Genomic DNA, 25,990 nt, shown 5'->3' on the forward strand with positions numbered 1-25,990 from the left:
CCGCCGCCCCCGTGGTAAACCGCCGGGCAACGACAGGATGGCCCAAAGATGAACCTTTTCACTGAACTCCGCGCGCTGGTGATCGACAGCCTGAATGCAATGGTCGCCGAGGGCGCGCTGCCCGGTGGCCTCGACTTTGCCAATGTGGCGGTCGAACCGCCCCGCGATGCCGCCCATGGCGACATGGCGACCAATGCCGCGATGGTGCTGGCGAAGCCGGCGAAGATGAAGCCGCGCGACATCGCCGAGGCGCTGGCCGCCCGGCTGGCCGCGGATGCGCGCATCACCACCGCCGAGGTGGCCGGGCCGGGCTTCTTGAACCTGCGGCTGGCGGCGCCGGTCTGGCAGGGCGTCGTCGGCGCGGCCCTGGCCGAAGGCGTGGCCTTTGGCCGGTCGGTCATGGGGCAGGGGCAGAAGGTCAATGTAGAGTTCGTGTCGGCCAACCCGACGGGGCCGCTGCATGTTGGCCACACCCGCGGGGCGGTGTTCGGCGATGCGCTGTCGAGCCTGCTGGCCTATGCCGGCTATGACGTGACGCGTGAATATTACATCAACGACGGCGGTGCGCAGGTCGATGTGCTCGCCCGCTCGGTCTATCTGCGTTATCTCGAGGCGCATGGCGAGGCGGTGGAATTTCCCGACGGCACATATCCCGGCGATTATCTGATCGAGGTGGGCGAGGCGCTGGCCCGCACCTATGGCGACCGCTATGTCGGCCAGAGCGAGGATGCCTGGCTGGACGAGTTCCGCAATGTCGCCACCGACGCGATGATGGATCTGATCCGCGACGATCTGAAGGCGCTCGGCATCGAGATGGATGTGTTCTTTTCGGAAAAATCGCTCTACGGTACCGGCCAGATCGAGGCCGCGCTGCAAGATCTGCAATCCAAGGGGCTGATTTACGAGGGTGTGCTTGAACCGCCCAAGGGCAAGATGCCCGAAGATTGGGAGCCGCGCGAACAGACCCTGTTCCGTTCGACGATGCATGGCGATGACGTGGACCGCCCGGTCAAGAAATCCGATGGCGCCTGGACCTATTTCGCCCCTGATATCGCCTATCACTATGACAAGATCACCCGTGGTTTCGACGCGCTGATCGACGTGTTCGGCGCCGACCACGGCGGCTATGTCAAGCGGATGAAGGCGGCGGTTTCGGCGCTGTCGAACGGCAAGGTGCCGCTCGACATCAAGCTGACCCAGCTTGTGCGCCTGTTCCGCAACGGCGAGCCGTTCAAGATGTCCAAACGCGCCGGCAATTTCGTGACCCTGCGCGATGTGGTCGATCAGGTGGGCAGCGATGTCACCCGCTTTGTCATGCTGACGCGCAAGAACGACGCGCCGCTGGATTTCGATTTCGCCAGGGTGCTGGAACAGTCCAAGGACAATCCGGTGTTCTATGTGCAATATGCCCATGCGCGTGTGCGCTCGGTGCTGCGCAAGGCCGCCGAGGCCGGGATCGACACCGGCGAGGCCGCGCTGGCCGGTGCCGACCTGTCGAAGCTGGATCACCCCGCAGAGCTGGACGTGGCCCGCAAGCTGGCCGAATGGCCGCGCCTTGTCGAGATCGCGGCGCGTACCCATGAGCCGCACCGGGTGGCGTTTTACCTCTATGAACTGGCGTCGGAGTTCCACGGGTTGTGGAACCGTGGCAACGAGCTGCCGGAACTGCGCTTTCTGCAAGAGGGCGACGTGGCGACCAGCCAGGCGAAAATCGCGCTGGCGCAGGCCGTCGCCGTTGTTATTTCCGCCGGTCTTGGTATTCTCGGCGTGACCCCGGTGGAGGAAATGCGCTGAGCAACAGGCGCAACCCACCGGAACGCTGGCAGGCAAGACGATCCGGGCGGCTGGGCATCCAGGCCGCCTGAGGGCAGTGAGGCGGCAATGGCAGATTTCGAGTATGATGATCTAGATGAACAGGCTCCGCCCGAACCCAGGCGGGCGGTTCAGGCCGTCATCAACTGGGCCGGCGCGCTGACATCGGTTGTACTGGTGGTCGGGCTGGCGATCTGGGGCTATCGGTTGACGGTGCGCGATGTGTCGGGCGTGCCGGTCGTGCGCGCGCTGGAAGGGCCGTTGCGCGTGGCGCCCGAAGATCCCGGCGGGCGTCAGGCCCGGCATCAGGGGCTGGCGGTAAACGATGTGGCGGCCGAAGGCGGCGCCACGCCGCCCGCCGACCGGCTTGTGCTGGCGCCGCGCCCGGTTGATCTGACCGACGAAGATGCACCCCGGGCCGAACTGGCCCGCCCCGAACCGACCGTGGCAGCGCCCGCCCCCCCCTCAGGCACCGTCGCCGCGCCTGATCCGGTTGCCTCTGCGCGGGCCATCGCCGAACTGCTTGCCGAAGCGAACGCCCCCGCCGTGCCCGAGCCCGGCGCCGATCTGGCCGAGATAATCGCGCCCGGCGATGCCGAGGGTGATGAAGATCCGTCAGAGCCTGTTTCCGCCAGCGCCGCCCGTTCGCCGCGCCCGGCCATGCGCCCCCGGATCGATCTTGCCGCGCGTGCCGCTGTGGCCGCCGCGGCTTCGGCCTTCACATCAGACGAGCCCGAGGAGATCGCCGCCAGCGCCGTTCCGCCGGGCGCGCATCTGGTTCAGCTCGGCGCCTATGACAGCCCCGAGGTGGCGCGCGCCGAATGGCAACGCCTGTCGTCGCGTTTCGCCAGCTTCATGGAGGGCAAGCAGCGCCTTGTTCAATCCGCCGTCAGTGGCGGGCGCACCTTCTACCGGCTGCGGGCGGTGGGCTTTACCGATATTTCAGACGCGCGGCGCTTTTGCGCGGCGCTGACCGCCGAAAAGGCCGATTGCATCCCCGTGGTGGCGCGGTGAGCGCGGCCGGGGCAGGGGCGTTCTTCTTCGGCTGCGCGGGCCCGGTGCTCGGCCGGGGCGAGGCCGCGTTCTTTGCCGATGCCAACCCGTTCGGCTTTATCCTGTTCGCGCGCAATGTCGAAACCCCCGACCAGATCCGCCGCCTGACCGCCGATCTGCGCGCCGCCGTGGGGCGCGATGCGCCGATCCTGATCGACCAGGAAGGGGGGCGGGTCCAGCGTCTTGGCCCGCCGTTCTGGCGCCAATGGCAGCCGCCGCTGGATCAGGTGCGCGCCGCCGGGCCCGACCGCGCCGCCGAGGTGATGCGCCTGCGCTACCGGATCATCGCGGCAGAGCTGCGTGATCTGGGGATCGACGTGAACTGCGCCCCCACCGCCGATGTGGCACGCCCGCAGACCCATCCCGTGCTGCACAACCGCTGCTATGGCACCGACCCCGAAACCGTCGCCGTGATCGCGCGTGCGGTGTCGGACGGGCTGTTGGCGGGTGGCGTGTTGCCGGTGCTCAAGCACATCCCCGGCCATGGCGCCGCCACCGCCGACAGCCACCTTGAGCTTCCGCATGTTGACCTGCCGCAAGACACGCTGCAAGCCATTGATTTCGAACCTTTCCATGCGCTTTCCGATCTGCCCTTCGCGATGACGGCGCATGTGGTCTACGAGGCGATAGATGCCAGCGCGCCGGCCACCACCTCGCCGGGGATGATCGGCCTGATCCGGGACCGGATCGGGTTTTCCGGCTTCCTGATGTCCGACGATATCTCGATGCACGCCCTGTCCGGCGCCATGGATGCCCGTTGTAAGGCCGCGCTCGCCGCCGGCTGCGATGCGATCCTGCATTGCAACGGCGATATGACCGAGATGCAGCGCGTCGCGGCCTCTTGCGGAACGCTCACCGCCGCCGCCGCCGCGCGCGCCGATGCGGCGCTTGCGCTGCGGCAGGCGGCGCCCTGCGACCCCGCGGCACTGAGCGCGCAATGGGATGCGCTGATGGCGGAGGGCGCGCGTGGCTGAGGATGCGTTCGAAGCCATGGATGTGGCCGACCGTCTGGCCGCCGAGGCGCTGATCGTCGATGTGGACGGGTTCGAGGGCCCGCTCGACCTGTTGCTGACCCTGTCGCGCACCCAGAAGGTCGATCTGCGCAAGATCTCCGTTCTGCAGCTGGCGCGGCAATATCTGCATTTCGTCGAACAGGCCAAGGCGCTGCGGCTGGAACTGGCGGCGGATTATCTGGTGATGGCGGCGTGGCTGGCCTTTCTGAAATCGCGGCTGCTGCTGCCGCCGGATCCGGCCGATGAAGGCCCCTCGGGCGAAGAGCTGGCCGCCCATCTGGCGTTTCAGCTTGAACGGCTTCAGGGGATGCGCGATGCCGCCGCCCGGCTGATGGCGCGCGATCAGAAAGGGCGCGATTTCTTCGTGCGTGGTATTCCCGAAGACATCTCGCGTATTCGGCACGTGACCTACACCGCGACATTGCTGGACCTGATGCAGGCCTATGCCCGCATCCGCACCCGTGACGAGTTTCGCCCCTTCGTGCTCGACCGCGACTCGGTCTTCACCATGGAAGAGGCGCTGGAGCGGATGCGCGGGCTGATCGGCTATGCGGGTGACTGGACCATGCTGATCAGCTATCTTCCCGAGGGTTGGGAACACGATCCGGTCAAGCGCCGCTCGGCCACGGCCGCCACCTTCGCGGCGTCGCTGGAGCTGGCCAAGCGCGGCGCGATCGAGATACGGCAAGACGCGGTTTTCACGCCGATCCAGATCCGTAAGAAGGCAGTGTAGATGGCTGATAAAAAGGAACAAAGCCTTTTCGAAGCGCCGCCCGAGGGCGAGCAGGAGCGGATGGTCGAGGCCATTCTTTTCGCGTCTGCCGAACCGATCAGCGTGGCCGATCTGAACGCCCGGATGCCGCATGGCTGCGATGCGGCGGCGGCGCTGGCGCTGCTGCGCAAACGCTATGAGGGGCGCGGCGTGCGCGTGGTGAAGGTGGGCGATGCGTGGGCCATCCGCACCGCACCCGATCTCGGCTTTCTGATGCAGAAGGAAACGGTCGAGACGCGCAAGCTCTCGCGCGCGGCGATCGAAACGCTGGCGATCATCGCCTATCACCAGCCCGTCACCCGCGCCGAGATCGAGGAAATCCGGGGCGTTTCAGTGTCGCGCGGCACGGTGGATCAATTGCTGGAGCTGGAATGGATCCGCTTTGGCCGCCGCCGGATGACACCGGGCCGGCCGGTGACTTATGTCGTCACCCAGAGCTTTCTTGACCATTTCGGGCTGGAAAGCGCGCGCGACCTGCCGGGCCTGAAAGAGCTGCGCGCCGCCGGCCTGCTGGAAAACCGCCCGCCACCGGGGGCCTTGCCAGAGCCGGGGGAAGAGGGCGAAGATGCGGACGCGGGGCAAAGCGATATGTTTGAGGACGAATCCTGAGGAGACGATCCGATGAATGCCAATCAGATGATGAACATGGTGATGCGCCTGTTCTTGCGGAAATTCATGAACAAGGGTGTGAATGCCGGTATTGATCTGGCCGCGCGCCGGGGCAAACCGGCGGCAGAGCTGAGCCCGCAAGACCGCCAGCGCGCGCGCCAGGCCAGGCAGACGGCGAAACGCGCCCGGCAGGCGGCAAAGATCACGCGCAAGATCGGGCGGTTCTGAGCATTTTTGCGCCCGTGCCTTCGCGGCTTCGGGCCATTCGCCGAAATTGTCGAAGCGGCATTTGAATCATTCTTGAAAGCAGCCCGCGCCGGGATTAATTTGATACCGAGGCCGATGCGCGGCCGCGTCAAAGCCGGTTCGGCGCGCATCGTTCTCTTGTCCAGAAAAAATTATCGCCCTGACGGGTTCGTCAGGCAACCCTGATTTTCCTGAGCAACGTTCCGGTTGGCATCTGGCCGTCGGGGGGCCTGCCGGAAAAATACATGTTTCCAGGATGCCGGCGGTACGATTCAACCATCACGCCATGACGGCTGCACTTTCGAAAGGAAAGCCAATGTCAAAAGGTAACCATCAGCGCGGCAACAAAGAGCACAAGAAACCCAAGCAGGAGAAGCCGAAGGTTTCCGCGATTGCCGATTCGAAAACGGGCGCCACGCCTATCACCGTCGGGGGCAAAAAGATCAAATGACCCCGTGGTCCGGTGGTCCGGCTTTGTGCCCCACCGGGCCGTTTCAGGCGGCCCTGAAGTGTTTCGACAGTTTCAGCCCCTGGCCCTGATAATTCGACGCGATCCCGGCGCCATAAAGCTGCACCGGCCGCTCGGCCATCCGTTCGTACACGAGCCGCCCCACGATCTGCCCGTGCTCCAGCACGAAGGGCGCTTCGTGGCAGCGCACCTCCAGCACTCCGCGCGCGCCCGCGCCGCCCGCTTCGGCATGGCCGAAGCCGGGATCGAAAAACCCCGCGTAATGCACCCGGAATTCACCCACCATCGCCAGATAGGGGGCCATTTCGGCGGCATAGTCGGGCGGGATATGCACCGCCTCGCGGCTGACCAGAATATAGAACGCGCCCGGGTCCAGGATGATGCGGCCTTCGGTGGTGCGGATCGGCTCCCAGAATTCGGCGGGATCGTAATGTCCGATCAGGTCGAGGTCGATCACCCCGGTATGCGGCTTGGCGCGATAGCCGACCAGATCACCCTCGGCCGGTTCCAGGTCGACCGAAAACCCCAACCCTTCGGAAATCACCGCCGGCCCGCCGGAGACAAGCCCGGTTTGGGCATGCAGCGCCTGCAGCTCTGCGTCGCTCAGCACCGCCTGCCCACGGCGGAACCTGATCTGGTTCAGCCGCATGCCCGGCCGCACCAGAACCGAGAAGGAGCGGGGGCAGATCTCGGCATAGAGCGGGCCGTGGTAGCCCTGCGGGATACGGTCGAATTCTTCGCCGCCATCGGTGATCGCACGGGTCAGCAGATCCAGCCGGCCGGTCGAGCTTTTGGCATTGGCGACCGCCTGAATATCGTCGGACAGATCCAGCCGTTCCATCAGCGGCACGACATAGACGCAGCCTTTTTCCAGAACCGCCCCATTGCTCAGATCGATCCGGTGCATCTCGAACTCGGCCAGCCGCTCGGCGACGCTGCGACCGGCGCCGGCCAGGAAAGAGGCGCGCACGCGGTAGGCCACGCGGCCCAGCCGCAGGTCGAGTGATGCGGGCTGCACCTGTTCGGGCAGGATCGCGGGATCGGCCGAAAGCGCGCCCGAGGCGATCATTTCAGTGATGGATTGCGCGGGAAGAACCCCGGTGCCGCTCATGCGCGTTCCCCTGACAAATCAAACCGCCCGGCACCGGTTCCGGCGCGGGCGGTTGTGATGTTGGTCGGGCTAGCAGGACTCGAACCTGCGACCTTCCGTCCCCCAGACGGACGCGCTACCAGGCTGCGCCATAGCCCGACGTGACGCGTTTCATAGCATGTCTGCGCGTGGGGGCAAGACGCAAAACGGCGAATTCCGATGGCTTTACTCACCGTCCGCCATACGCGTGCTGAGGGCGCCGAGCCGGGCCACCGCAGCCTTGACCGCAGCGCCGTGATCCGACCTCAGCCGGCGCAGGGCGGCGGCGTCTCGCAGCACGGATGTGAGGGGCAGGGTGGCCGAGGGGGTGATGGCCTCGTCGGCGGGGTCACCCTGCGGCAGATCCGTGCCAAGCGGCGCGGGCGGAGTCTCGTCTTCCGCCGCGGCCGGTGTCTTGTCGTCGGTCTCGGCCGGCGCGTCGGGCGCTGGGGCCGGCTCATCGTTCACGGGGAAGGGAAGCTCGGGCGCGTTGTCAGAGGTTTCGGCCTCTTTGGCGCGGCGCGCTTTGCGGGCGGCGCGGCCGGGGTTGACCCCGGGCGTTTCGGCGGCGTCGGGCGTGGCGTCCTCTGCCAGCGGCTCGCGGGGCGTTTCTTGCCGGGACAGCGGGATGATCATGGCGTTGGTCCGTTCCGGTTCGGTAACGTCGATCATCGGCGCTTCGGGCACGGCGGCGCTGGCCTCTATCACGTCATCATCCAGCGCCTGCGATAATGCGGCGACATGTTTAACGCCCTGTTCGCGCAGTATTTTCTGAACGCCCCGGATCGTCAGCCCATCTTCGTGCAGCAGCTTCTTGATGCCCCCCAGAAGCAGCATGTCGGAGGGCCGGTAATACCGCCGCCCGCCCGCCCGCTTGACGGGCTTCACCTGAGTGAACCGGCTTTCCCAGAAGCGCAGGACATGGGCAGGCGTATCGAGCCAGAGCGACACCTCGCTTATCGTGCGGAAGGCGTCGCGAGACTTTTCCATCACCGGGCTCCTAGCCCCGGTTTCCGGCGGCAACGCGATCTTTCATCAGATGCGAGGGGCGGAAGGTCAGAACCCGGCGGGGGTGAATCGGAACCTCTTCGCCCGTCTTGGGGTTGCGGCCGACGCGGGCGGCCTTTTCGCGTACGCTGAACGTGCCGAAAGACGAGATCTTGACCGACTCACCGGCAACCAGCGCGTCCGACATGTGCTGAAGCACGCTTTCCACAAGATTCGCCGATTCGTTGCGCGACAATCCGACCTCGCGAAATACGGCTTCGCTCAAATCCATCCGCGTCAATGTCTTGCCGGTCATTATGTGCCCCTTTTCTGTCCCGTACAAAGGATAGGGAGAAAAAATTTTCCGAGTCAATATCAATGGCTTGCCACGCAGAGTTTGCGCGGGTCTTTACCAACGGATAACGACCGCCCCCCAGGCCAGGCCGCCGCCGATCGCCTCTGTCACCACAAGATCGCCCGGTTTGATCCGGCCTTCGGCCTTTCCGACCGAAAGCGCCAGGGGAATCGAGGCGGCAGAGGTGTTGCCATGGTCCTGCACGGTAACGATGACGCGCTCCATCGGCACCTGCATGCGCTGCGCGGTGGCCTTGATGATGCGCAGGTTGGCCTGATGCGGCACGATCCAGTCCACATCGGCGCCCGAAAGCCCGGCCTTGTCCAGCGCCTTGTGCGCGGTGTCGGCGAGTTTCTCCACCGCGTGGCGGAACACTTCCTTGCCCTGCATCCGCAGGTGGCCGGTGGTCTGGGTCGAGACGCCGCCATCGACATAGAGAAGATCACGAAAACGCCCGTCGGAATTCAGGTCGGTGGCCAGAATGCCCCGGTCATCGGAGGTGCCGGCGCCTTCGGCAGCCTCGAGGATCAGCGCGCCGGCGCCGTCGCCGAACAGTACGCAGGTGCCGCGATCGGTCCAGTCCATGATGCGGCTGAAGGTCTCGGCGCCGATCACCATCACCCGGCGGGCCTGGCCAGAGATGATCATCGCATTGGCATTGCTGAGCGCGAAGATGAAGCCCGCGCAAACCGCCTGAACGTCGAAGGCGAAGCCGCGCGTCATTCCGATCTGGTCCTGCACCATGGTGGCGGCGGAGGGAAAGGTCAGATCGGCGGTCGAGGTGGCAACGATGATCGCGTCCACGTCATCCGGCGCCAGCCCGGCGTCTTTCAGCGCGGCCTGAGCAGCCTTGGCCGCAAGCTGAGAGGTGGTTTCACCCTCGGCCGCGAAATGGCGCCGTTCGATCCCCGAGCGGCTGCGGATCCATTCATCGGACGTGTCCAGAGTGTCTTCAAACGCGCTGTTCGGCACGATCCGTTCCGGAAGATAGTGCCCGACGCCCGCAACCACGGCCCGAATTGTCATTTTATATTACCGCTCTTGGCCTCGATCTTCCGGCCATCTTGAAGGGGGGAGGTCGCCGATGCAACCCGTGCCGCCAGCCTTTCGGAAAAACCTGACTGAGACAGTTGGAAGGCCAGTTTCACGGCTGCGGAAATGCCTGTCGCATCGGCCGATCCGTGGGATTTGACCACGGTTCCGTTCAGCCCCAGAAACACCCCGCCATTGACCTGGCGCGGGTCGATCCGCTTGGACAGGCGGCGCATCGAGGTATAGGCCAGCATCGCCGCGACGCGCGACAGCGGCGAGAATTTGAAGGCTTCCTTCAGCAGCTCGCTGATCAGCTTGGCGATGCCCTCGGCCGTTTTCAGGGCGACGTTGCCGGTAAAGCCATCGCTCACGATGACATCCACCTTGTCGGACGGTATGTCACCGCCTTCGACGAAGCCCACGAACTCGAAATCATTGGCAGGGGCGGCAACCGCGATCAGATCATGCGCGGCTTTCAGTTCGGCCCGGCCCTTGTGCTCTTCGGTGCCGACATTCAGCAGGCCGATGCGCGGGCGGGGCAGGTCCAGCCCGTTGCGGGCGTAGGAGGCGCCCATCAGGGCGAATTGCAGCAGGTCATGCTCATCGGCGCGGATGTCGGCGCCGACGTCCAGCATCACGTTGAACCCGCCGGGGTTGCGCGACGGCCAGAGGCAGGCGATGGCCGGCCGGTTGATGCCCGGCAGCTTGCGCAGGCGCACCATCGACAGCGCCATCAGCGCACCGGTATTTCCGCAGGAGACACAGACGGTGGCCTCGCCGTTGCGTACGCTTTCGATGGCCGACCACATGGAGGTGCCCTTGCCGTGCCGCATGACATGCGAAGGCTTTGCGTCCATCGTCACCACGCCTTCGGCATGGCGCAGCTCGCACCTGTCGGTCAGGATCTTGCGCTTGGCCACGAGCCGTTCCAGCACGTCTTGCGGCCCGTGCAGGATGAAGCGGATATCAGGGTTCTTGGCGGCCGAACGGGCTATGCCGGCGACAACCGCCGCCGGCCCCCGGTCACCCCCCATCGCGTCCACCGATATCACGGTGCGTGGGGGGGTCGGTATTGCCAGGTCTGTTTTTGAAGCCATGATAAGGCGCGCAGCCCCTTCCGGGACCGATTACGCCGCGTCTTCGTCCAGATCGATGGTATCCGCCTGGGCGACGACCTCACGGTCGGCATAGTGGCCGCAGGCGACGCAGACGTGATGCGGGCGCTTCAGCTCGCCGCAGTTGGAGCATTCGGCGGGGTTGCCGGGAACCAGCGCATCGTGCGAGCGACGGTTGCCACGGCGCGACCGCGTGATCTTATTCTGAGGGACAGCCATGTCTCAACCTCGGTGTTTGCGGGGCATGCGCCCATGAATTTCAAGGGAATGAGCGACCTTTGCACCAGCCTGGCGCGCCGTCCTACCCAACCTGTAAACGAGGCCGGGAACATACTCGGATTCGATCCCGGCGCAAGCCTTTTCTGTGGCTTTCTTACTCTTCTTCCAGACGTTTTTTCAAGTCCGCCAATCCGGAAAAAGGTTTCAGCGCCTCATCGCGCAACGGCGCCTTGCCGGGTTCGGTGAAAACGGCCTCGCCGAGTTCGGCATCCGCGGCGCGCGGAAACAGCGGCAGCGCCAGTGCCAGCGCCTCTTCCATCACCTGGGCCAGATCCAGCGTTTCGGGCAGTTTCTCGATGCTGTCATCCTCGGGCATCTCGGCCTCGTCGGCGGCAGGCAACTCGGGCATCCGCGCCAGATAGGTGCGGTGGACCGGCTCGTCGATGCGGGTTGTCACGGGTGCCAGGGTCACGACGCAGGGCTGCACCACGGTGGCGCCCAGCCGCGCCTCCAGCCGCCAGTCCGAGCGGCCCTGGGGCACGAGCGTGCCGGTGAAGCTGAGCTTTCGCAGCGCGAGCAGGTCCTGCCGGGCCGCGATCTCGGTCAGCGCGTCGGCCCCGGGGCGCAGCGCGAAGGTGTGGGGCTTTCCGGCAGCCAGGGCCGCGAGCCTGATGAGGGTTTGCGAGCGGTCGTCCATTGCACGCTCCATTCTTGAACAGATGCCAATCCTTCTGTAAGCGGATACGAAGCGCAACGCGGCGTGGCAAGAGGTAGGCATGCGAAAGACCGGGGGGATCATGAAACTTGCGATCGTTGCAGGGCTGGCACTGGGCCTTTCCGCCTGTACGCCGATCTACCGCAACCATGGCTATGCGCCGTCCGAGACGGAACTGGGCGAGGTCGTCGTGGGAATCGACACGCGCGATACCGTGCAGGATGTGATCGGGCCGCCCTCGGCCTCGGGCGTGATCCGCGAAGACGCGTGGTATTACGTCGCAAGCCGGTGGCAGACGCGGGGCATGTACGCGCCCGAGGTTCTGAACCGAGAGCTTGTGGCGATCTCGTTCGATGACGCGGGAACCGTGCGCAACATCGAGCGCTACGGCCTGGAGCATGGCCGCGTGGTTGCCCTGAACCGCCGCGTGACCGATGACAACATCAAGGGTGTCTCGTTCATCGGGCAGCTTCTGGGCAACATCGGTAACGTCACGGCGGATCAGTTGCTCGGCCAGGGCCCCAACGGCAACTAATCCTGCGGCTGAAACTCCAGCGCCACACCGTTGATGCAATAGCGCAGGCCGGTGGGCGCGGGACCGTCGGGAAACACGTGGCCCAGATGCGCATCGCAGCGCGCGCAATGCACCTCGATCCGGCGCATGAACCAGCTGTTATCCTGCTTTTCGCCGACCGGCGCCCCCTCGGCCGGGGCATAGAAGCTGGGCCAGCCGGTGCCGCTGTCGAATTTCGTCGCCTGATCGAACAGCGGCGCGCCGCAGCACACACAGCGGTACAGGCCAGGGGCCTTGGGGAAATCGTCATGGGTAAAGGCGCGTTCGGTGCCGTGTTTGCGCGTGACCTTATAGGCCAGCGGTGACAGTTGCGCGCGCCACTCATCGTCGGGTTTTTCGATCTTGTCACTCATCCGGAGGTCTCCTTTGTCAAGCAAGTGTCACATCTTGTGTGATACAGCGCTGCAAACCATATCTAGGCTTGCCGGCACATGCTTGCCAGTGGATTGAGGAGCTCAAGCGCGATGTTGTCACTTCGCAAGGGACGTTATGTTGCCCGGCTTGCCAGCGGACCGGCCGATATCCACGCCGCGCAGGCGTTGCGAACGCTGACCTTTCGCGGCGCGGGCGGGGTGCCGGATGTCGATGCTTTCGACGATCTGTGCCAGCACGTGCTCGTGGAAGAGGCCAAAAGCGGCACGCTGGTGTGCTGTTTCCGCCTGCTGCCGCTGCGCGGCGGCGCCGAGATCGGGCAAAGCTATTCGGCGCAGTATTACGAGCTTTCCGGCCTGGAGGACTTCACGGGCCCGATGGTGGAAATGGGCCGGTTCTGCATCCACCCCGATTGGAAAGACGCCGACATCCTGCGCGTCGCCTGGGGCGCGATGACCCGATTCGTGGATGACGAGAATGTGGAACTTCTGTTCGGCTGTTCGTCTTTCCGGGGCACCGAGGCCGAGGATTACATGGATGCTTTCGCCCTGCTGAAGGATCGGCATCTGGCGCCCAAGCGGTTTTTGCCGCGGATCAAGGCGCCGAACGTCTTCCGCTTCGCCCAGAAGCTGCGGCGCAAGAAGCCGGATGCCAAACGCGCGCAGCTGGGGATGCCGCCATTGCTGCGGACCTATCTGCTGATGGGTGGCTGGGTGTCGGATCACGCCGTGGTCGACCGGGATCTGAACACGCTGCATGTGTTCACCGGGCTGGAGATCAAGGCGATCCCGCCCGCCCGCAAGCGCCTGTTGCGCGGCGTGGCGGGGTAGGCGGGGGTACATCGAAACCTTGCGGCCCGAAAAACCTTCGCAATAATTTTCCGCCCTTCGCGCACCCCGTTGACGGCGGCACCCGCGGGATATAGCTCGCCCCTATGGCACGTGCTCCTCTTCTTCAGCTTTCGAATATTTCGCTGACCTTCGGCGGCGACCCGGTGTTTTCCGGGCTCGACCTTGTGGTGCAGCCCGGCGACCGTGTGGCGCTGGTCGGGCGCAACGGCTCGGGCAAGTCCACCCTGATGAAGGTGATGGCCGGCCTTGTCGAGCCCGACAGCGGCATGCGCGTCGTTTCTCCGGGCGTGTCGGTGGGCTATATGGAGCAGGAGCCCGATCTTTCGGGCTTTGCCACGCTGGGCGATTTCGCCGCCTCCGCGCTTGATGTGGGCGAGGAATACCGGGTGGCGATGGTGGCAGACGGGCTGAAATTCGATCCCGAGCGCCCGGTCGAAACCGCCTCGGGCGGAGAGCGGCGCCGGGCGGCGCTGGCCAAGCTTCTGGCCGAGGCGCCGGAACTGATGCTGTTGGACGAGCCCACCAACCACCTGGATATCGAGGCCATCGCCTGGCTGGAGCGCGAGCTGTCGGAGACGCGCACGGCCTTCGTTCTGATCAGCCACGACCGCGCCTTCCTGCGCGCGCTGACCCGCGCGACCCTGTGGATCGACCGGGGCGCGGTACGGCGGCAGGAAAAGGGCTTTGACGCGTTCGAGGCCTGGCGCGACAAGATCTGGGAAGAAGAGGACGAGGCGCGCCACAAGCTCGACCGCAAGATCAAGGCCGAGGCCCGCTGGGCGGTCGAAGGCATCAGCGCGCGGCGCAAGCGCAACCAGGGCCGGGTGCGGGCGCTGGGGGATCTGCGCGCCGAGCGCGCGTCGATGATCCGCCGTCAGGGCACCGCCGACATGGCGCTGGAGGCGGGCCAGAAATCGGGCAAGCGGGTGATCGAGGCGCGGGGCATTTCCAAGGCGTTCGGCGACAGGGTGATCCTGCGTGATTTCTCGCTTCGGGTGCTGCGCGGCGACAGGGTGGCCTTCGTCGGCCCCAATGGCGCGGGCAAGACCACGCTGCTGAAAATGCTGACGGGCGAGATCGCGCCGGACACCGGCGAGGTGGTGCTGGGCACCAATCTGCAGATGGCGGTGTTCGATCAGAACCGGGCCCGGCTTGACCCCAAGCTCAGCCTTTGGGAAAGCCTGACCGGCGACCCGGGGATGCGCGTTTCGGGCAAGGCCGATCAGGTGCTGGTGCGCGGGCAGCCGCGCCATGTGGTCGGCTATCTGAAGGATTTCCTGTTTGACGAACGTCAGGCGCGGGCGCCCGTGTCCAGCCTGTCGGGGGGCGAAAAGGCGCGGCTGTTGCTGGCCAAGATCATGGCACAGGAAAGCAACCTTCTGGTGCTCGACGAACCGACCAACGATCTGGATGTGGAAACGCTCGATCTGTTGCAGGAGCTTCTGGACGATTACGACGGCACCGTGCTTCTGGTCAGCCACGACCGGGATTTCCTCGACCGTGTGGCCGGCACCACCATCGCCATGGAGGGTGACGGCTATGCCACCGTCTATGCCGGCGGCTGGAGCGACTATCGCGCGCAGCGCCAGGATCGCGCGGCACCGGAGCCTGCCGCGAAAAAGGACGGCGCCACGCCGAAGGCCCAGCCGGGCGTGAAACCGGGGGCAGAGGGGCTGTCTTTCACGGAAAAACACCGGCTTGAGCAGTTGCCCGACGTGATCGCGCGGCTGGAGGCCGAGATCGCCAAGCTCGAGGTGTTTCTTTCGGCACCCGATCTCTTCACCGCCGAGCCGGTGAAGTTCCGCAAGGCGACGGAGGCGCTGGTCGAACGTCAGGCCGTCCTTGCCGCCGCGGAAGAGGAATGGCTGTCGCTCGAGGAACGGGCCGCGGGGTGAGCGCTATGCGGCCGAAGGGTGCAGGGCGGGGCGATAGCCGGCCGCCAGCACGGCCACGGCGGGGCGCGGCGTCAGGACGGTGACATTGCCCCCGGCCGGGCGCGGCAGGGGGGATGCATAGCCCTCGGGCCGGTAGGGCCACAGGAATGCGCCCAGAACCAGGCAGATCTTCCCGCCGGGCAGTGCCACGAAGGCGCCATCGGGCAGGGCGGCGATATCGGCCATATGGGTGATCTGGCGCCGGTCGCGGGTCACGCGGGCCCGGTGCAGCGCGGCATCCATCGCGGGCGCGCGCGCCGCGCGGCCCTGCGCAAGCGCCCATGCGGCCCCGAACCGGTTGAAATCGGCCCGCCGGCATTCGGCACAGGGGCGATGCCCGGCGGCCAGCGCCACGGCCTCGTCCAGAAAGAACAGCTCTGTGTAGCTATGCGGCGTCATCAGCCCGCGCCTGCGGCCCTTGAACGCCAGCGCGCAGGTGATCCATGCCTTGTGCCGCCAGCGCGCCGCGCCAAGGCGCTGTTGCTCGTCATGCAGGATGCCGCGGTTGCCCATGAACAGGCCGCGCGCCGGGGTCGCGATGATCTGCCCCGTCGGCTGAACGCGATTTTGCAGCGGCATCGCCTACCACCGGCCGCTGGCACCGCCACCCGAAGAGCCGCCGCCGCCGAAGTTGCCGCCGGAGCCGGTGTTCCGCCGGCGGGGGGCGATGGTGAAGTTCTCGCTGTCGCGATAGTCGCAATAGCGGCACTCGGTGATGCGGTGGCCCAGGCCGGAGGCCGAAAGTGCCGCGTCGCGCTCGGTCTCGCTGTGCCGGCGCAGGCCGAAGCGGCCGCAGTTCGGGCAACGGCGCAGCCCCTGCGACAGGTCGCCAAGCCGGCGGCGAAACACCAGCAGGAGCATGGCCCCGATGATGACCAGGGGCACCAGAACCGGTTTCAGCTCGCCCGGCCGTTCCGACAGGCCGGGCGCCTCGGGCGGCAGCGCTTGCGCATGCGGATAGGCGATGCGGGCCAGCGTGGCGGCGGTTCCGGCCTCGATCCCCTGTTCATGGCGCCCCTCACGGAAGGCGGGCAGGAATTCGGTGTCGATGATCTGTTGTGCGATCCAGTCGAAATCGCGCCCATAGCCGGAACCAAGCTCGATCCGCATTTCGCGGTCCTCGCGGAGCACGAGGATCAATATGCCGTCATGCCGCGTGGCATCACCGATGCCCCAGGTGTTGAAGAGGCCGGTGGCGAAACGTTCGAGCGTGGCGGAATAGTCATAGTCGCTGCGGGTGGCGAGGGTGAGCAGGGTGGCCTCGATCCCGGTTTCGCCCCTGAGGCGCCGCAGCGCGTCCTGCACCCGGTCTTCGGCCTCGGGGCCAAGCAGATCGGCATGGTCATTGACGTAGAGCGAGGCAGGGGCGGGATAGGGTTCGGCGGCGGCTGGCGGTGCGACGGCCAGCAGGAAAAGCGCACAGAGCGCGAGAATCAGCCGCAGCATGGGGGTGTCCTGTTCGTTCGCGCCTCTGGTCGCCGCCGATAATGGCGGGCATGGCGGGCGCGGTCAAATTTCCGTGGCGTTCTGGCGCCGGGTTCCGTCAACTTGCCGTGATCGGAGGTCGGTCCGGCAAACTCCCGCCGATGACGAGGTGGGAATTTTTCCTTTTTAGGCAGCTATTTGCGCACCTCCGCGTCAACTGGTCGTGAGGCCCTTGTCGCGGAGCGTCGGCGCGCCAATCTCTGCACCAGCACCGGGCGAACCGCCCGGATGTATCGAGCAATAACGGCATCATGCCGAAGAAGGAGACGAACATGAAAACCGCAACTTCCCTTGCAGCACTGGCCCTCGTGGCTGCGGGCCCCGCGCTGGCGGGCAACCTTGAGCCGACGCCGGTCGAGCCGGTCGTGGCGACGCCGGTTCCGGTCGTGGCCGTGGGCCGTGACTGGACCGGAGGCTATGCCGGTCTGCAGCTTGGCTATGGCAATCTCGATGCCGGCGGCGCCCTGGGCGAGGATGGCGACGGCGCGATCGGCGGTGTCCATGCCGGGTATGACTATGACTTCGGCAGATATGTTCTGGGTGTCGGGGTTGACTATGAGGCGACCGACATCTCGCTCGGCGGTGGCGCCGGGGATATGGACAGTCTGGCGCGGCTGAAACTGCGTGGCGGTATCGATCTGGGCCAGACGCTGGTCTACGGCACCGGCGGCGCGGCCTATGCCGATGCGATCGGCAATGAGGATACCGGCTATTTCGTCGGTATCGGCGCCGAACGGATGATCCGCGAGAACGTGTCGCTGGGTGGTGAGGTTCTGTACCACGATTTCGACGATTTCGACGATACCGATGTGGATCTTGAAGCCACGACCGTGGCGGCACGCCTGTCGTTCAAGTTCTGACGCACACGCCGGGCCGGGGCCGATGCCCCGGCCCGGCGTTTCCTGCGCCAGGGCCGGAAGGCTAGTTGTTCAGCGCGGCCTGCACCTTTTGGGGCAGGCTGTCGCGGACGGTCTGATAGCTTTCCATCAGCCGCTCTTTCATCTCGGCCTCGTCGGTGCCTTCCACGGCGAGCGCGATCCAGCCGCCACGGGGCAGGTAGGGCGCGGTGCCGGCCCGGCCGACGGAGATCAGCATCTCCGCCACCTGATCGTCGGCGCATTTGAGCGAGACCCGGCCGCTGCCCTGGGCGCTCATGGCGAAAATCTTGCCGCCCACCTTCCAGACATCGGTTCCCGGCCCGAAGGGCTGTTCATAACAGGCACCGGGGAGGGATTCGCAGAAGTTCTTTATGCTGGCATTTTCCATGGCCGAACGCTGCCCAAAGCGCCGAGTCGAAACAAGAGGCTTGGCATGCGCAATGGCGGCTGTTACAGAAACTTCATGACCAACGGCACGACCATCATCATCTGCTGCATTATTACCTGCTGACATCGTCAGGCGGGCCGGTCTTCCAGTTTCCAATACTAACTGAAGTTGCTAAAGCCCGCCGCGGGACCGCGCGCGAAGGATTTACGCATGACCGAAATCAGGCTGCACAACACCAAGACCCGCCGCAAGGAGGTTTTCACGCCCATCGACCCGCGCGATGTGCGGATGTATGTCTGCGGCCCCACCGTCTATGACCGGGCGCATCTGGGCAACGCGCGCCCGGTGCTGGTGTTCGACGTGCTCTACCGCCTGCTGCGCCATGCCTACGGACCCGAGCACGTGACCTATGTGCGCAACTTCACCGATGTGGATGACAAGATCATAAGGCGCGCCGAGGAAACCGGCCGCGAGATCGGCGCGATCACCGAAGAGACGATCCGCTGGTACCACGAAGACATGGAGGCGCTCGGCACGCTGCGCCCCGACCATGAGCCGCGCGCGACGGAGTATATCCCGCAGATGGTGGCGATGATCGGCGATCTGATCTCGAAGGGCCATGCCTATGTGGCCGAGGGCCATGTGCTGTTCGCGGTGGAAAGCTACGCCGGTTACGGCGCGCTGTCGGGCCGCACGGTGGATGACATGATCGCCGGCGCCCGGGTCGAGGTCGCGCCCTACAAGCGCAACCCGATGGATTTCGTTCTGTGGAAACCCTCATCGCCGGACCAGCCGGGCTGGGACAGCCCCTGGGGCCGGGGGCGGCCGGGCTGGCATATCGAATGCTCGGCCATGAGCTATGAGCTGTTGGGCGAAAGCTTCGACATTCATGGCGGTGGCAATGACCTGATGTTCCCGCATCACGAGAACGAGATCGCGCAAAGCTGCTGCGCCCACCCCGAGGGCGACTTCGCGCGGGTCTGGCTGCATAACGAGATGCTGCAGGTGGAGGGCAAGAAGATGTCCAAGAGTCTGGGCAATTTCTTTACCGTGCGCGATCTGCTGGATCAGGGCGTTCCGGGCGAGGTGATCCGGTTCGTGATGCTGAGCACGCATTATCGCAAGCCAATGGACTGGACGGCGGAGAAGGCGAAGGATGCCGAGAGAAACCTGAGAAAGTGGGTCGGTATCGTTCATCTGAAAGAAACGAGCGGGCCGCCGGACCCTCGCCTTGTCGAGGAACTCTCCAATGATCTGAACACTGCCGGAGCGATCGCCGTCCTGCACAAGCTGGCATCGGAGCAGGATTGCGCCGGCTTGAAGAATTCTCTGGAATTCCTGGGGTTGCCGACCCGTTCAGAAGGCCGTTGGGCGCTTACCTCCCAGCGTGTCCCGCGTGAGGTGGGCGATCAGGTGCGTGGTTTGATCGAGGAATGGCGACAAGCCCGCTCCGAGAAAAACTATCAACGAGCAGATAAAATCAGAGATGGGCTAGGCGCGGCTGGAATTTCGGTCGACTACTCAACAAACGGGGAAAACTGGGGGCTCACCGAGTATTTCGACCCCGCCAAGCTGGAGGCCATCCAATGACCGTTCGCAAGCAGAAGAATTTTCACGAAAATTCTTCGGGCCCGAAAAATCTTCGTGAAGATTTTTCTCAGGAGGCAACCGATGTCTAAAGAACGCCTTTACCTTTATGACACCACCCTGCGCGACGGGCAGCAGACCCAGGGCGTGCAGTTCTCGACCGCTGAAAAGCAGCAGATCGCGCAGACGCTCGACAGGCTCGGCCTCGACTATATCGAAGGCGGCTGGCCCGGCGCGAACCCCACCGACAGCGCGTTTTTCGACGCGGCCCCCGACACGCGCGCCACGATGACCGCCTTCGGAATGACCAAGCGCGCCGGGCGTAGCGCCGAAAACGACGATGTGCTGGCGGCGGTGATGAACGCGGGCACGCCCGCCGTCTGCCTCGTGGGCAAGACCCATGATTTCCACGTCACCACCGCGCTGAACATCACGCTGGAGGAAAACCTCGAAAACATCGCGCGTTCGGTCGAGCATCTGGTGGCGCAAGGGCGCGAGGCGTTGTTCGACGCCGAGCATTTCTTCGATGGCTACAAGGCCAATCCCGGCTATGCGCTGGAGTGCCTGAAGGCCGCGCATGATGCCGGGGCGCGGTGGATCGTGCTGTGCGACACCAACGGCGGCACCCTGCCCGAAGAGGTCGGGCGGATCACGGCGGCGGTGATCGACGCGGGCATCCCCGGCGATCATCTGGGCATCCACACCCATAACGACACCGGCAACGCCGTGGCCAGCTCGCTGGCCGCGATTGACGCGGGCGCGCGGCAGGTGCAGGGCACCCTGAACGGGCTGGGAGAGCGCTGCGGCAACGCCAACCTGTGCACCCTGATCCCGACGCTGCTGTTGAAGGAGCCTTATGCCGGGGCCTATGAAACCGGCATCAGCATGGAGGCGCTGGCCGATCTGACGCGTGCCTCGCGCCTGCTCGATGACATTCTGAACCGCGTTCCGGTGAAAAGCGCGCCCTATGTCGGCGCCTCGGCCTTTGCGCACAAGGCGGGGCTGCATGCCAGCGCGATCCTGAAAGACCCTGCGACCTATGAGCATATCGACCCGGCTCTGGTCGGCAATACGCGCATCATCCCGATGTCGAATCAGGCCGGGCAATCGAACCTGCGCCGCCGTCTGGCCGAAGCGGGGCTCGAGGTGGAAAAGGGCGATTCCGCGCTGGCCCGGATCCTCGACGAGATCAAGGCGCGCGAGGCGCAGGGCTATTCCTATGACACGGCGCAGGCCAGTTTTGAGCTTGTGGCGCGCAAGGTGCTGGGCCAGCTGCCGCATTTCTTCGAGGTCAAGCGCTACAAGGTCACGGTGGAGCGGCGCAAGAACCGGCGTGACCGGATGGTCAGCCTGTCCGAGGCGGTCGTGGTGGTGAAGATCGGCGACCAAAAGATGCTGTCGGTTTCCGAAAGCCACGACGAGGCGGGCAATGATCAGGGCCCGGTCAATGCCCTGTCCAAGGCGCTGGCCAAGGATCTGGGCCCCTATCAGAAACACATCGACGATATCCGGCTGGTCGATTTCAAGGTGCGCATCACCCAGGGCGGCACCGAGGCCGTGACCCGCGTGATCATCGACAGCGAAGACAGCGAGGGCCATCGCTGGTCCACCGTCGGGGTGTCGCCCAACATTGTCGATGCCAGTTTCGAGGCGCTGCTCGATGCGATCAACTGGAAACTGATCCGCGACGGGGCGACGGCATGACCGGAATGGAGGCGTTCTTCGAGGTTCACAAGGATCTGCCCCGAGAAGGCCCGGGAGAGCCGGCCGATGTGGATTGGGCGCTGTGTCTGGCCGACCTGCCGCCCGACGCCGCGATCTGTGATGCCGGCTGCGGCCCGGGGGGCGACATTGAAGCACTTCTGGCGCATGTGCCCCGGGGGCGGGTGCTGGCGATGGACGCCCATGCGCCTTTCGCGCAGGCGGCATCGGCACGCTTCGCCGAAGAGCCGAGGGTGACAGCACGGCCAGGTGACATGGCGGCGCTGGCGGCGCAGCCCGAGGCGCCGTTCGATCTGATCTGGTGCGCGGGGGCGCTCTATTTCCTGGGGGTGGAAAACGGGTTGGCGACGTTCCGCAAGGCGCTGAAGCCGGGCGGGGTGGTGGCCTTTTCGGAGCCTGTCTTTCTCACCGAGACCCCGTCGGATGATGCGCGTGCCTTCTGGGATGGCTATGCGACGCCGACGCAGGCGGAGCTGCGGGCGCAGATCGGGCGCGCGGGCTATGAGGTGCTCGGCACTCGCCGCGTGTCGGATGCGGCGTGGGAGAGATATTACGGCCCGATGGAAGCGCGGATCGAGGCGCTGCGCGCCGGGGCGGATGCAGAGCTGACCAGGGCGCTCGATGAGAGTGCGGCGGAGGCTGCGGCCTGGCGGCGGGTTCGGGCCGAGACCGGCTATCTGCTGGTTCTGGCGCGCCCGGCATGAGCGTTCAGGCCTGCGCCGAACTGGTGCGCCGGGGTGACCCGGACAGGTTTCTGTCGGCGATGGCCGCGCCCGCCGCGGCGCGGGAAAAGCTGTTTCCGCTTTATGCCTTCAACCTGGAGGTTGCGCGCGCGCCATGGGTGGCCTCCGAGCCGATGATCGCCGAGATGCGCCTGCAATGGTGGCGCGATGCGCTGGAGGAGATCGGGCAGGGCGGCACGGTGCGGCGGCACGAGGTGGTGACGCCGCTGTCGGCGGTGCTGACGCCGCCGGATGCCGCGCGGCTGGACCGGCTGGTGCAGGCCCGGCGCTGGGACGTGTACCGCGATGCCTTTGAGGACGCGGCGCATTTCGACGAGTATATCGACGCCACGGCGGGCCACCTGATGTGGACTGCCGCCCGCGCGCTGGGGGCGGCCACGGGCGAGGCGGCCGTGCGCGATTTCGCCTATGCCGCAGGGGTGGCCAACTGGCTGATCGCGATCCCCGAACTGGAGGCGCGCGGGCGTTTTCCGCTGGTCGACGGCAGGCCGGACTCTGTTGCGGCTTTGGCTGATAGCGCACTGAGGAGGCTGAAGAAATCCCGCGCCTCCCGGCGCGATGTGCCAAAGGCGGCGCGGGCAGCGCTTTTGGCCGGCTGGCGGGCGGAACCGGTTCTGAAACTGGCCCGGGCGGAACCGGCGGCGGTGGCCGAAGGGCGGCTTGGCGGTTCGGAATTCGCCCGGCGCGCCGGGTTGCTCCGGTCCAGCCTCAGCGGGCGCTGGTAGCGCGGATCACAGCGCCCGGTACATCACCAGCGCATCGACATAACCCCGATCGGGGTGCAGGAACGCGCCGGGCAGGCGGCCGACCTCTGCGAACCCGTTCGCCTGCCACAGCGCGATCGCGCGGGTATTGGTGGCAATCACGAAATTGAATTGCATGGCGCGGAACCCGGCCGCGCGCGCGGTTTCGAGCGCGTGGCCCAGCATGGCCCGCGCAACGCCCTTGCCCGAGGCGTGGCCTGCGGTGACGAAGCCGCAGTTGCACACATGCGCGCCGCCGCCCCGCTGGTTGGCGCACAGGTAATAGCTGCCCAGCGGCTGGTCGTCTTGTTCGGCCAGAAACACCCGGTGGCCGTTGCCGAGCCAGTATTCCAAGGCCGCCGCGCGCGGGATGTCGCGGGGCAGCGCATAGGTTGTTCCGTCGCGGAAAACGGGTTTCAGCATCGTCCAGATCGGATCGGCGTCGGCCGTGGTGGCAGCGCGGATCAGGGGACTTGCCGCGCCCTCAGGCATCTTCTTTGGGGCGCATGGTCAGCCAGATCAGCGCGCCGCCCGCGAGGGCCAGGAACGGCACCATGGCGATATTCACCGCCGTCCAGCCCTGCTGCACCGACCCGCCCGAACAGTTCATCAGCCCGCCAGACGCCAGCGAGGCGAAGGTCACGCCGCCGAACACGATCAGGTCGTTCATGCCCTGCACGCGGCCGCGCTCTTCGGGCGCATGGGCCCCGGCCAGCATCGAGGTGGCGCCGATGAAGCCGAAGTTCCAGCCCACGCCCAGAAGGATCAGCGCGACGAAGAAATGCTCCAGATCCACGCCCATCAGGGCGACGCCGCCCGCGCCGGCCAGAATGACCAGCCCCAGCGCCACGATTTTTTCCACGCCGTAGCGCGCGATCAGGTGACCGGTGAAGAAGGAGGGTACGAACATGGCCAGCACATGGGCCGTGACCACATTGGCGGCGTCCGAAGTCTCGAACCCGCAGCCGACCACCGCCAGCGGCGTCGAGGTCATCACCAGATTCATCAGCGCGTAGGAAACCAGCGCGCAGATGATGGCGACGGCGACGCGCGGGGTGCGCAAAAGCTCTGCCCGCGAGCGGCCGCGGGGCGCGTCATGGGCCGGGACGGGGGGCCTGGGGATGTCGATGAAGAAAAACAGCAGCGCGCCCAGCAGGTTGATGCCGATCACCGCCAGATAGGTGCCCATGAAGGGCACCACCATCGACTGGGCGGTCACCTTGACCAGTTGCGGGCCGATGATGGCCGAGGCGAGGCCGCCGGCCATGACATAGGAAATCGCCTTGGGACGGAAATCATCGGAAGCCGTATCGGCCGCGGCGAAGCGGTAAAAGCCCTGCGCGGACATGTAGATGCCGGTGAGGAAAGAGCCGAGCAGGAACAGCGGAAAAGAGGCCTGCATCAGCCCGTAGGCCCCGATCGCCGCCCCGCTGGCCCCGCCGGCCGCGCCGATGAAGAAGCCCGCGCGCCGCCCAAAACGCTGCATGATCGCCGACAGCGGCGTGGCGCTGAGCATCGAGCCCAGCACGATCATCGAGATCGGAAGCGTGGCGAAACAGGCGTTGGCGGCCAGAGATTGCCCGGCCAGCCCGCCGATGGTGAAGATCATCGGCATCTGCGCGCCGAGGAAAGCCTGCGCGAGCACGAGCACGAAGACATTGCGCCGGGTGCGGTCGTCGGACAGGGCGGGGGGCGAGGTGATTTCCGTCATGCCAGAGGAAGTAGCGCTGCGGCGTGGCCTTGGAAAGCCGGATAAGCTTGCGCAGATGCGAAAAGTGGAATGTCGTATCGGGTGTGTGCAATAGGAAATGCGGCGCGCGTGGCTGTCGGTGCGTGACTTTCTTGCCTCCGGCGGGGATATTTCGGGAAAGATGAAGCGAAAGGATGCGCCATTGGTGGGACGGATCATCCAAACCCCTGATTGCGTGGCCGAAGGCGCCGCCTATCTGGCGCGAATCGAGCCGCGTTTTGCCGATGCGCTGGCGCAGACCGGGCCATTGCCGCTGCGGCGGCGGCGTGACGGGTTCGAGGCGCTGCTGGACGCGATCGTGAGCCAGCAGGTTTCGGTGGCCGCGGCCGCTGCGATCTGGGGCCGGATGAAGGCGGCGAAGCTGACCGGGCCGCGCAAGGTGATCCGGGCCAGCGACGAAGAGTTGCGGGCCTGCGGTTTGTCGCGGCAGAAGATCCGCTATGCCAGGGCGCTGGCGGCGGCGCGGATCGATTTTCGCGCGTTGCGCGACGTGCCGACGCCGGAGGTGATTGCCACGCTTGTCGAGGTGCCGGGCATCGGCCGGTGGACGGCGGAGATCTACGCGATGTTTTCGCTGGGGCGCGCGGATGTCTTTGCGCCGGGGGATCTGGCGTTGCAGGAGGCGGCGAAGCTGTTGTTCGATCTGGAGGCGCGGCCGCGTGAGCGGGAGTTGCGCGTGATGGCCGAGGCCTGGGCGCCATGGCGGGGCGTTGCGGCGCGGGCGCTTTGGGCCTACTACCGGGTGGCGAAAGACAGGGAAGGGATCCGATGACCAGAGTTCTGGACAGTGACCGGCGCGGCCCGGCCAGGGGCAAGGCAAGCTCGCTTGTGGTGTTTCTGCACGGATATGGCGCCAATGGGGCCGATCTGCTGGGGCTGGCCGACCCGCTGGCGGCGCATATGCCGGGCACGGCCTTTGTGGCGCCCGATGCGCCCGAGCGCTGCGCCGGAGCGCCGTTCGGGTTTCAGTGGTTTCCGATTCCCTTCATCGACGGGTCGTCGGAGGAGGAGCGCCACGCCGGAATGATGCGGGCGGTGGATGATCTGAACGCCTTTCTGGATGCGGTGCTGGCCGACGAGGGGCTGAGCGCGGACCGGATGATTCTGCTGGGTTTTTCGCAAGGCACGATGATGAGCCTGCACGTGGCGCCGCGCCGCGCCGAGGCGGTGGCCGGGGTTGTCGGCTTTTCCGGCCGGTTGCTGGACCCCGAGGCGCTGGCCGATGAGGTGGTGAGCCGGCCGCCGGTTCTGTTGCTGCACGGTGATCAGGATGACGTGGTGCCGGTGCAATCGCTGCCCGAGGCCGGCGATGCGCTGAGCCAGGCCGGGTTCGAGGTGTTCGCCCATATCATGCAGGGCACCGCCCACGGCATCGCGCCGGACGGGCTTTCGGTGGCGCTCGCCTTCATGCGCGACCGGCTGGGCCTGGACTGAGCC

30 protein-coding genes and 1 tRNA gene are annotated in these 25,990 nt (G+C 65.9%); 17 read left to right on the forward strand and 14 right to left on the reverse strand.

Features of this window, described 5'->3' with window-relative positions:
• Positions 1-48 precede the first annotated feature (48 nt).
• The 7 genes from argS (at position 49) to TQ29_RS21095 (ending at position 5,956) form a co-directional block, all read left to right on the forward strand.
• Complete coding sequence (gene argS / locus TQ29_RS07625; RefSeq protein WP_054538675.1) at positions 49-1,794, forward strand: arginine--tRNA ligase; 1,746 nt, start codon at positions 49-51, stop codon at positions 1,792-1,794.
• An 87-nt stretch (positions 1,795-1,881) separates the two neighbouring features.
• Complete coding sequence (locus tag TQ29_RS07630; RefSeq protein WP_054538676.1) at positions 1,882-2,826, forward strand: SPOR domain-containing protein; 945 nt, start codon at positions 1,882-1,884, stop codon at positions 2,824-2,826.
• Positions 2,823-3,839 carry a beta-N-acetylhexosaminidase gene (nagZ, locus tag TQ29_RS07635; protein ID WP_054538677.1) on the forward strand — a complete coding sequence of 339 codons (1,017 nt, stop codon included), beginning with the start codon at positions 2,823-2,825 and terminating at the stop codon, positions 3,837-3,839. The genes TQ29_RS07630 and nagZ overlap by 4 nt, the downstream gene beginning before the upstream one ends.
• Positions 3,832-4,611: a ScpA family protein gene (locus TQ29_RS07640; protein WP_369817380.1), complete on the forward strand. Its 780-nt coding sequence runs from the start codon at positions 3,832-3,834 to the stop codon at positions 4,609-4,611. The genes nagZ and TQ29_RS07640 overlap by 8 nt, the downstream gene beginning before the upstream one ends.
• Positions 4,612-5,259: an SMC-Scp complex subunit ScpB gene (gene scpB, locus TQ29_RS07645; protein WP_054538678.1), complete on the forward strand. Its 648-nt coding sequence runs from the start codon at positions 4,612-4,614 to the stop codon at positions 5,257-5,259. It abuts the gene before it with no gap.
• Positions 5,260-5,271: 12 nt separating this feature from the next.
• The gene (locus tag TQ29_RS07650; protein WP_054538679.1) at positions 5,272-5,487 is read left to right on the forward strand and encodes a hypothetical protein; all 216 of its coding nucleotides are present in this window, start codon (positions 5,272-5,274) and stop codon (positions 5,485-5,487) included.
• Between the two features lie 334 nt (positions 5,488-5,821).
• The gene (locus tag TQ29_RS21095; RefSeq protein ID WP_255353412.1) at positions 5,822-5,956 is read left to right on the forward strand and encodes a hypothetical protein; all 135 of its coding nucleotides are present in this window, start codon (positions 5,822-5,824) and stop codon (positions 5,954-5,956) included.
• Positions 5,957-5,999: 43 nt separating this feature from the next.
• Here TQ29_RS21095 and TQ29_RS07655 read toward each other — a convergent pair whose 3' ends face one another.
• The 8 genes from TQ29_RS07655 to TQ29_RS07690 all read right to left on the reverse strand — a co-directional run bounded on the left by TQ29_RS07655 (position 6,000) and on the right by TQ29_RS07690 (position 11,508).
• Positions 6,000-7,085, reverse strand: coding sequence for a 2'-deoxycytidine 5'-triphosphate deaminase (locus TQ29_RS07655; protein WP_054538680.1), 1,086 nt, complete (start codon positions 7,083-7,085; stop codon positions 6,000-6,002).
• 61 nt (positions 7,086-7,146) lie between these two features.
• Positions 7,147-7,223: transfer RNA gene (locus tag TQ29_RS07660), tRNA-Pro, on the reverse strand.
• A 66-nt stretch (positions 7,224-7,289) separates the two neighbouring features.
• Positions 7,290-8,093 carry a MerR family transcriptional regulator gene (locus TQ29_RS21100; RefSeq protein WP_235974466.1) on the reverse strand — a complete coding sequence of 268 codons (804 nt, stop codon included), beginning with the start codon at positions 8,091-8,093 and terminating at the stop codon, positions 7,290-7,292.
• 10 nt (positions 8,094-8,103) lie between these two features.
• Positions 8,104-8,406 carry an integration host factor subunit alpha gene (gene ihfA / locus TQ29_RS07670; protein WP_037205600.1) on the reverse strand — a complete coding sequence of 101 codons (303 nt, stop codon included), beginning with the start codon at positions 8,404-8,406 and terminating at the stop codon, positions 8,104-8,106.
• Between the two features lie 93 nt (positions 8,407-8,499).
• Positions 8,500-9,471, reverse strand: a complete 972-nt coding sequence (locus TQ29_RS07675; protein ID WP_037205603.1) for a beta-ketoacyl-ACP synthase III — start codon at positions 9,469-9,471, stop codon at positions 8,500-8,502.
• Positions 9,468-10,574, reverse strand: a complete 1,107-nt coding sequence (gene plsX / locus TQ29_RS07680; RefSeq protein ID WP_054538681.1) for a phosphate acyltransferase PlsX — start codon at positions 10,572-10,574, stop codon at positions 9,468-9,470. The genes TQ29_RS07675 and plsX overlap by 4 nt, the downstream gene beginning before the upstream one ends.
• A gap of 30 nt (positions 10,575-10,604) precedes the next feature.
• Positions 10,605-10,811: a 50S ribosomal protein L32 gene (gene rpmF / locus TQ29_RS07685; RefSeq protein WP_037205608.1), complete on the reverse strand. Its 207-nt coding sequence runs from the start codon at positions 10,809-10,811 to the stop codon at positions 10,605-10,607.
• Positions 10,812-10,965: 154 nt separating this feature from the next.
• On the reverse strand, positions 10,966-11,508 hold the full coding sequence (locus TQ29_RS07690; RefSeq protein ID WP_235974467.1) for a DUF177 domain-containing protein: 543 nt from the start codon (positions 11,506-11,508) through the stop codon (positions 10,966-10,968).
• 79 nt (positions 11,509-11,587) lie between these two features.
• On the opposite strand from TQ29_RS07690, the gene TQ29_RS07695 reads away from it, so the two are divergent.
• Positions 11,588-12,061 (forward strand): outer membrane protein assembly factor BamE, encoded by a 474-nt coding sequence (locus tag TQ29_RS07695; RefSeq protein WP_037205609.1) that lies wholly within the window; start codon positions 11,588-11,590, stop codon positions 12,059-12,061.
• Here the strand turns inward: TQ29_RS07695 and msrB are convergent.
• Positions 12,058-12,453: a peptide-methionine (R)-S-oxide reductase MsrB gene (gene msrB, locus TQ29_RS07700; RefSeq protein ID WP_054538682.1), complete on the reverse strand. Its 396-nt coding sequence runs from the start codon at positions 12,451-12,453 to the stop codon at positions 12,058-12,060. The genes TQ29_RS07695 and msrB overlap by 4 nt on opposite strands.
• A gap of 111 nt (positions 12,454-12,564) precedes the next feature.
• On the opposite strand from msrB, the gene TQ29_RS07705 reads away from it, so the two are divergent.
• Both TQ29_RS07705 and TQ29_RS07710 read left to right on the forward strand, forming a co-directional pair.
• Positions 12,565-13,302 carry a GNAT family N-acetyltransferase gene (locus TQ29_RS07705; RefSeq protein WP_081940093.1) on the forward strand — a complete coding sequence of 246 codons (738 nt, stop codon included), beginning with the start codon at positions 12,565-12,567 and terminating at the stop codon, positions 13,300-13,302.
• Between the two features lie 104 nt (positions 13,303-13,406).
• Complete coding sequence (locus TQ29_RS07710; RefSeq protein WP_054538683.1) at positions 13,407-15,218, forward strand: ABC-F family ATP-binding cassette domain-containing protein; 1,812 nt, start codon at positions 13,407-13,409, stop codon at positions 15,216-15,218.
• Positions 15,219-15,221: 3 nt separating this feature from the next.
• Here TQ29_RS07710 and TQ29_RS07715 read toward each other — a convergent pair whose 3' ends face one another.
• Positions 15,222-15,836 carry a hypothetical protein gene (locus TQ29_RS07715; RefSeq protein ID WP_037205619.1) on the reverse strand — a complete coding sequence of 205 codons (615 nt, stop codon included), beginning with the start codon at positions 15,834-15,836 and terminating at the stop codon, positions 15,222-15,224.
• 3 nt (positions 15,837-15,839) lie between these two features.
• A complete protein-coding gene (locus tag TQ29_RS07720; protein WP_054538684.1) occupies positions 15,840-16,703 on the reverse strand; it encodes a YgcG family protein in 864 nt (287 codons plus the stop codon).
• 311 nt (positions 16,704-17,014) lie between these two features.
• On the opposite strand from TQ29_RS07720, the gene TQ29_RS07725 reads away from it, so the two are divergent.
• Positions 17,015-17,602, forward strand: a complete 588-nt coding sequence (locus TQ29_RS07725; protein WP_054538685.1) for an outer membrane protein — start codon at positions 17,015-17,017, stop codon at positions 17,600-17,602.
• A gap of 61 nt (positions 17,603-17,663) precedes the next feature.
• Here TQ29_RS07725 and TQ29_RS07730 read toward each other — a convergent pair whose 3' ends face one another.
• On the reverse strand, positions 17,664-18,008 hold the full coding sequence (locus TQ29_RS07730) for an MmcQ/YjbR family DNA-binding protein (RefSeq protein ID WP_054538686.1): 345 nt from the start codon (positions 18,006-18,008) through the stop codon (positions 17,664-17,666).
• 210 nt (positions 18,009-18,218) lie between these two features.
• Between TQ29_RS07730 and cysS the strand changes: the two genes are divergently transcribed.
• From cysS to TQ29_RS07750, 4 genes are all read left to right on the forward strand, one after another.
• Positions 18,219-19,598 (forward strand): cysteine--tRNA ligase, encoded by a 1,380-nt coding sequence (cysS, locus tag TQ29_RS07735; protein ID WP_054538687.1) that lies wholly within the window; start codon positions 18,219-18,221, stop codon positions 19,596-19,598.
• A gap of 81 nt (positions 19,599-19,679) precedes the next feature.
• Positions 19,680-21,299: a citramalate synthase gene (cimA, locus tag TQ29_RS07740; RefSeq protein WP_054538688.1), complete on the forward strand. Its 1,620-nt coding sequence runs from the start codon at positions 19,680-19,682 to the stop codon at positions 21,297-21,299.
• The gene (locus tag TQ29_RS07745; RefSeq protein ID WP_054538689.1) at positions 21,296-22,021 is read left to right on the forward strand and encodes a trans-aconitate 2-methyltransferase; all 726 of its coding nucleotides are present in this window, start codon (positions 21,296-21,298) and stop codon (positions 22,019-22,021) included. Before cimA ends, TQ29_RS07745 begins: the two co-directional genes overlap by 4 nt.
• The gene (locus TQ29_RS07750) at positions 22,018-22,785 is read left to right on the forward strand and encodes a squalene/phytoene synthase family protein (protein ID WP_054538690.1); all 768 of its coding nucleotides are present in this window, start codon (positions 22,018-22,020) and stop codon (positions 22,783-22,785) included. Before TQ29_RS07745 ends, TQ29_RS07750 begins: the two co-directional genes overlap by 4 nt.
• A gap of 6 nt (positions 22,786-22,791) precedes the next feature.
• On the opposite strand, the gene TQ29_RS07755 is transcribed toward TQ29_RS07750, so the two are convergent.
• Both TQ29_RS07755 and TQ29_RS07760 read right to left on the reverse strand, forming a co-directional pair.
• Positions 22,792-23,295: a GNAT family N-acetyltransferase gene (locus TQ29_RS07755; protein WP_054538691.1), complete on the reverse strand. Its 504-nt coding sequence runs from the start codon at positions 23,293-23,295 to the stop codon at positions 22,792-22,794.
• Positions 23,288-24,514 (reverse strand): MFS transporter, encoded by a 1,227-nt coding sequence (locus TQ29_RS07760; RefSeq protein WP_054538692.1) that lies wholly within the window; start codon positions 24,512-24,514, stop codon positions 23,288-23,290. The genes TQ29_RS07755 and TQ29_RS07760 overlap by 8 nt, the downstream gene beginning before the upstream one ends.
• A 160-nt stretch (positions 24,515-24,674) precedes the next feature.
• Between TQ29_RS07760 and TQ29_RS07765 the strand changes: the two genes are divergently transcribed.
• Together TQ29_RS07765 and TQ29_RS07770 are read left to right on the forward strand one after the other, a co-directional pair.
• Complete coding sequence (locus TQ29_RS07765) at positions 24,675-25,325, forward strand: DNA-3-methyladenine glycosylase (protein WP_054540367.1); 651 nt, start codon at positions 24,675-24,677, stop codon at positions 25,323-25,325.
• A complete protein-coding gene (locus tag TQ29_RS07770; protein WP_037205637.1) occupies positions 25,322-25,987 on the forward strand; it encodes an alpha/beta hydrolase in 666 nt (221 codons plus the stop codon). The genes TQ29_RS07765 and TQ29_RS07770 overlap by 4 nt, the downstream gene beginning before the upstream one ends.
• Positions 25,988-25,990 lie beyond the last annotated feature (3 nt).

It is taken from the genome of Actibacterium sp. EMB200-NS6, assembly GCF_001305615.1.
GTDB classification, from domain to species: Bacteria; Pseudomonadota; Alphaproteobacteria; order Rhodobacterales; family Rhodobacteraceae; genus Actibacterium_A; species Actibacterium_A naphthalenivorans.

Excerpts from the sequence above, each read along its gene's own strand:
- TQ29_RS21100 (WP_235974466.1), bottom strand. The coding sequence starts at position 8,093 with ATGGAAAAGTCTCGCGACGCCTTCCGCACGATAAGCGAGGTGTCGCTC.
- TQ29_RS07745 (WP_054538689.1), top strand. The coding sequence starts at position 21,296 with ATGACCGGAATGGAGGCGTTCTTCGAGGTTCACAAGGATCTGCCCCGA.
- cysS (WP_054538687.1), top strand. The coding sequence starts at position 18,219 with ATGACCGAAATCAGGCTGCACAACACCAAGACCCGCCGCAAGGAGGTT.
- msrB (WP_054538682.1), bottom strand. The coding sequence starts at position 12,453 with ATGAGTGACAAGATCGAAAAACCCGACGATGAGTGGCGCGCGCAACTG.
- TQ29_RS07755 (WP_054538691.1), bottom strand. The coding sequence starts at position 23,295 with ATGCCTGAGGGCGCGGCAAGTCCCCTGATCCGCGCTGCCACCACGGCC.
- ihfA (WP_037205600.1), bottom strand. The coding sequence starts at position 8,406 with ATGACCGGCAAGACATTGACGCGGATGGATTTGAGCGAAGCCGTATTT.
- argS (WP_054538675.1), top strand. The coding sequence starts at position 49 with ATGAACCTTTTCACTGAACTCCGCGCGCTGGTGATCGACAGCCTGAAT.
- TQ29_RS07760 (WP_054538692.1), bottom strand. The coding sequence starts at position 24,514 with ATGACGGAAATCACCTCGCCCCCCGCCCTGTCCGACGACCGCACCCGG.
- TQ29_RS07710 (WP_054538683.1), top strand. The coding sequence starts at position 13,407 with ATGGCACGTGCTCCTCTTCTTCAGCTTTCGAATATTTCGCTGACCTTC.
- TQ29_RS07725 (WP_054538685.1), top strand. The coding sequence starts at position 17,015 with ATGAAAACCGCAACTTCCCTTGCAGCACTGGCCCTCGTGGCTGCGGGC.
- TQ29_RS07770 (WP_037205637.1), top strand. The coding sequence starts at position 25,322 with ATGACCAGAGTTCTGGACAGTGACCGGCGCGGCCCGGCCAGGGGCAAG.
- rpmF (WP_037205608.1), bottom strand. The coding sequence starts at position 10,811 with ATGGCTGTCCCTCAGAATAAGATCACGCGGTCGCGCCGTGGCAACCGT.
- plsX (WP_054538681.1), bottom strand. The coding sequence starts at position 10,574 with ATGGCTTCAAAAACAGACCTGGCAATACCGACCCCCCCACGCACCGTG.
- TQ29_RS07630 (WP_054538676.1), top strand. The coding sequence starts at position 1,882 with ATGGCAGATTTCGAGTATGATGATCTAGATGAACAGGCTCCGCCCGAA.
- TQ29_RS21095 (WP_255353412.1), top strand. The coding sequence starts at position 5,822 with ATGTCAAAAGGTAACCATCAGCGCGGCAACAAAGAGCACAAGAAACCC.
- TQ29_RS07720 (WP_054538684.1), bottom strand. The coding sequence starts at position 16,703 with ATGCTGCGGCTGATTCTCGCGCTCTGTGCGCTTTTCCTGCTGGCCGTC.
- TQ29_RS07650 (WP_054538679.1), top strand. The coding sequence starts at position 5,272 with ATGAATGCCAATCAGATGATGAACATGGTGATGCGCCTGTTCTTGCGG.
- TQ29_RS07695 (WP_037205609.1), top strand. The coding sequence starts at position 11,588 with ATGCGAAAGACCGGGGGGATCATGAAACTTGCGATCGTTGCAGGGCTG.
- TQ29_RS07765 (WP_054540367.1), top strand. The coding sequence starts at position 24,675 with ATGAAGCGAAAGGATGCGCCATTGGTGGGACGGATCATCCAAACCCCT.
- scpB (WP_054538678.1), top strand. The coding sequence starts at position 4,612 with ATGGCTGATAAAAAGGAACAAAGCCTTTTCGAAGCGCCGCCCGAGGGC.
- TQ29_RS07730 (WP_054538686.1), bottom strand. The coding sequence starts at position 18,008 with ATGGAAAATGCCAGCATAAAGAACTTCTGCGAATCCCTCCCCGGTGCC.
- TQ29_RS07750 (WP_054538690.1), top strand. The coding sequence starts at position 22,018 with ATGAGCGTTCAGGCCTGCGCCGAACTGGTGCGCCGGGGTGACCCGGAC.
- TQ29_RS07715 (WP_037205619.1), bottom strand. The coding sequence starts at position 15,836 with ATGCCGCTGCAAAATCGCGTTCAGCCGACGGGGCAGATCATCGCGACC.
- TQ29_RS07705 (WP_081940093.1), top strand. The coding sequence starts at position 12,565 with ATGTTGTCACTTCGCAAGGGACGTTATGTTGCCCGGCTTGCCAGCGGA.
- TQ29_RS07690 (WP_235974467.1), bottom strand. The coding sequence starts at position 11,508 with ATGGACGACCGCTCGCAAACCCTCATCAGGCTCGCGGCCCTGGCTGCC.
- TQ29_RS07655 (WP_054538680.1), bottom strand. The coding sequence starts at position 7,085 with ATGAGCGGCACCGGGGTTCTTCCCGCGCAATCCATCACTGAAATGATC.
- cimA (WP_054538688.1), top strand. The coding sequence starts at position 19,680 with ATGTCTAAAGAACGCCTTTACCTTTATGACACCACCCTGCGCGACGGG.
- TQ29_RS07675 (WP_037205603.1), bottom strand. The coding sequence starts at position 9,471 with ATGACAATTCGGGCCGTGGTTGCGGGCGTCGGGCACTATCTTCCGGAA.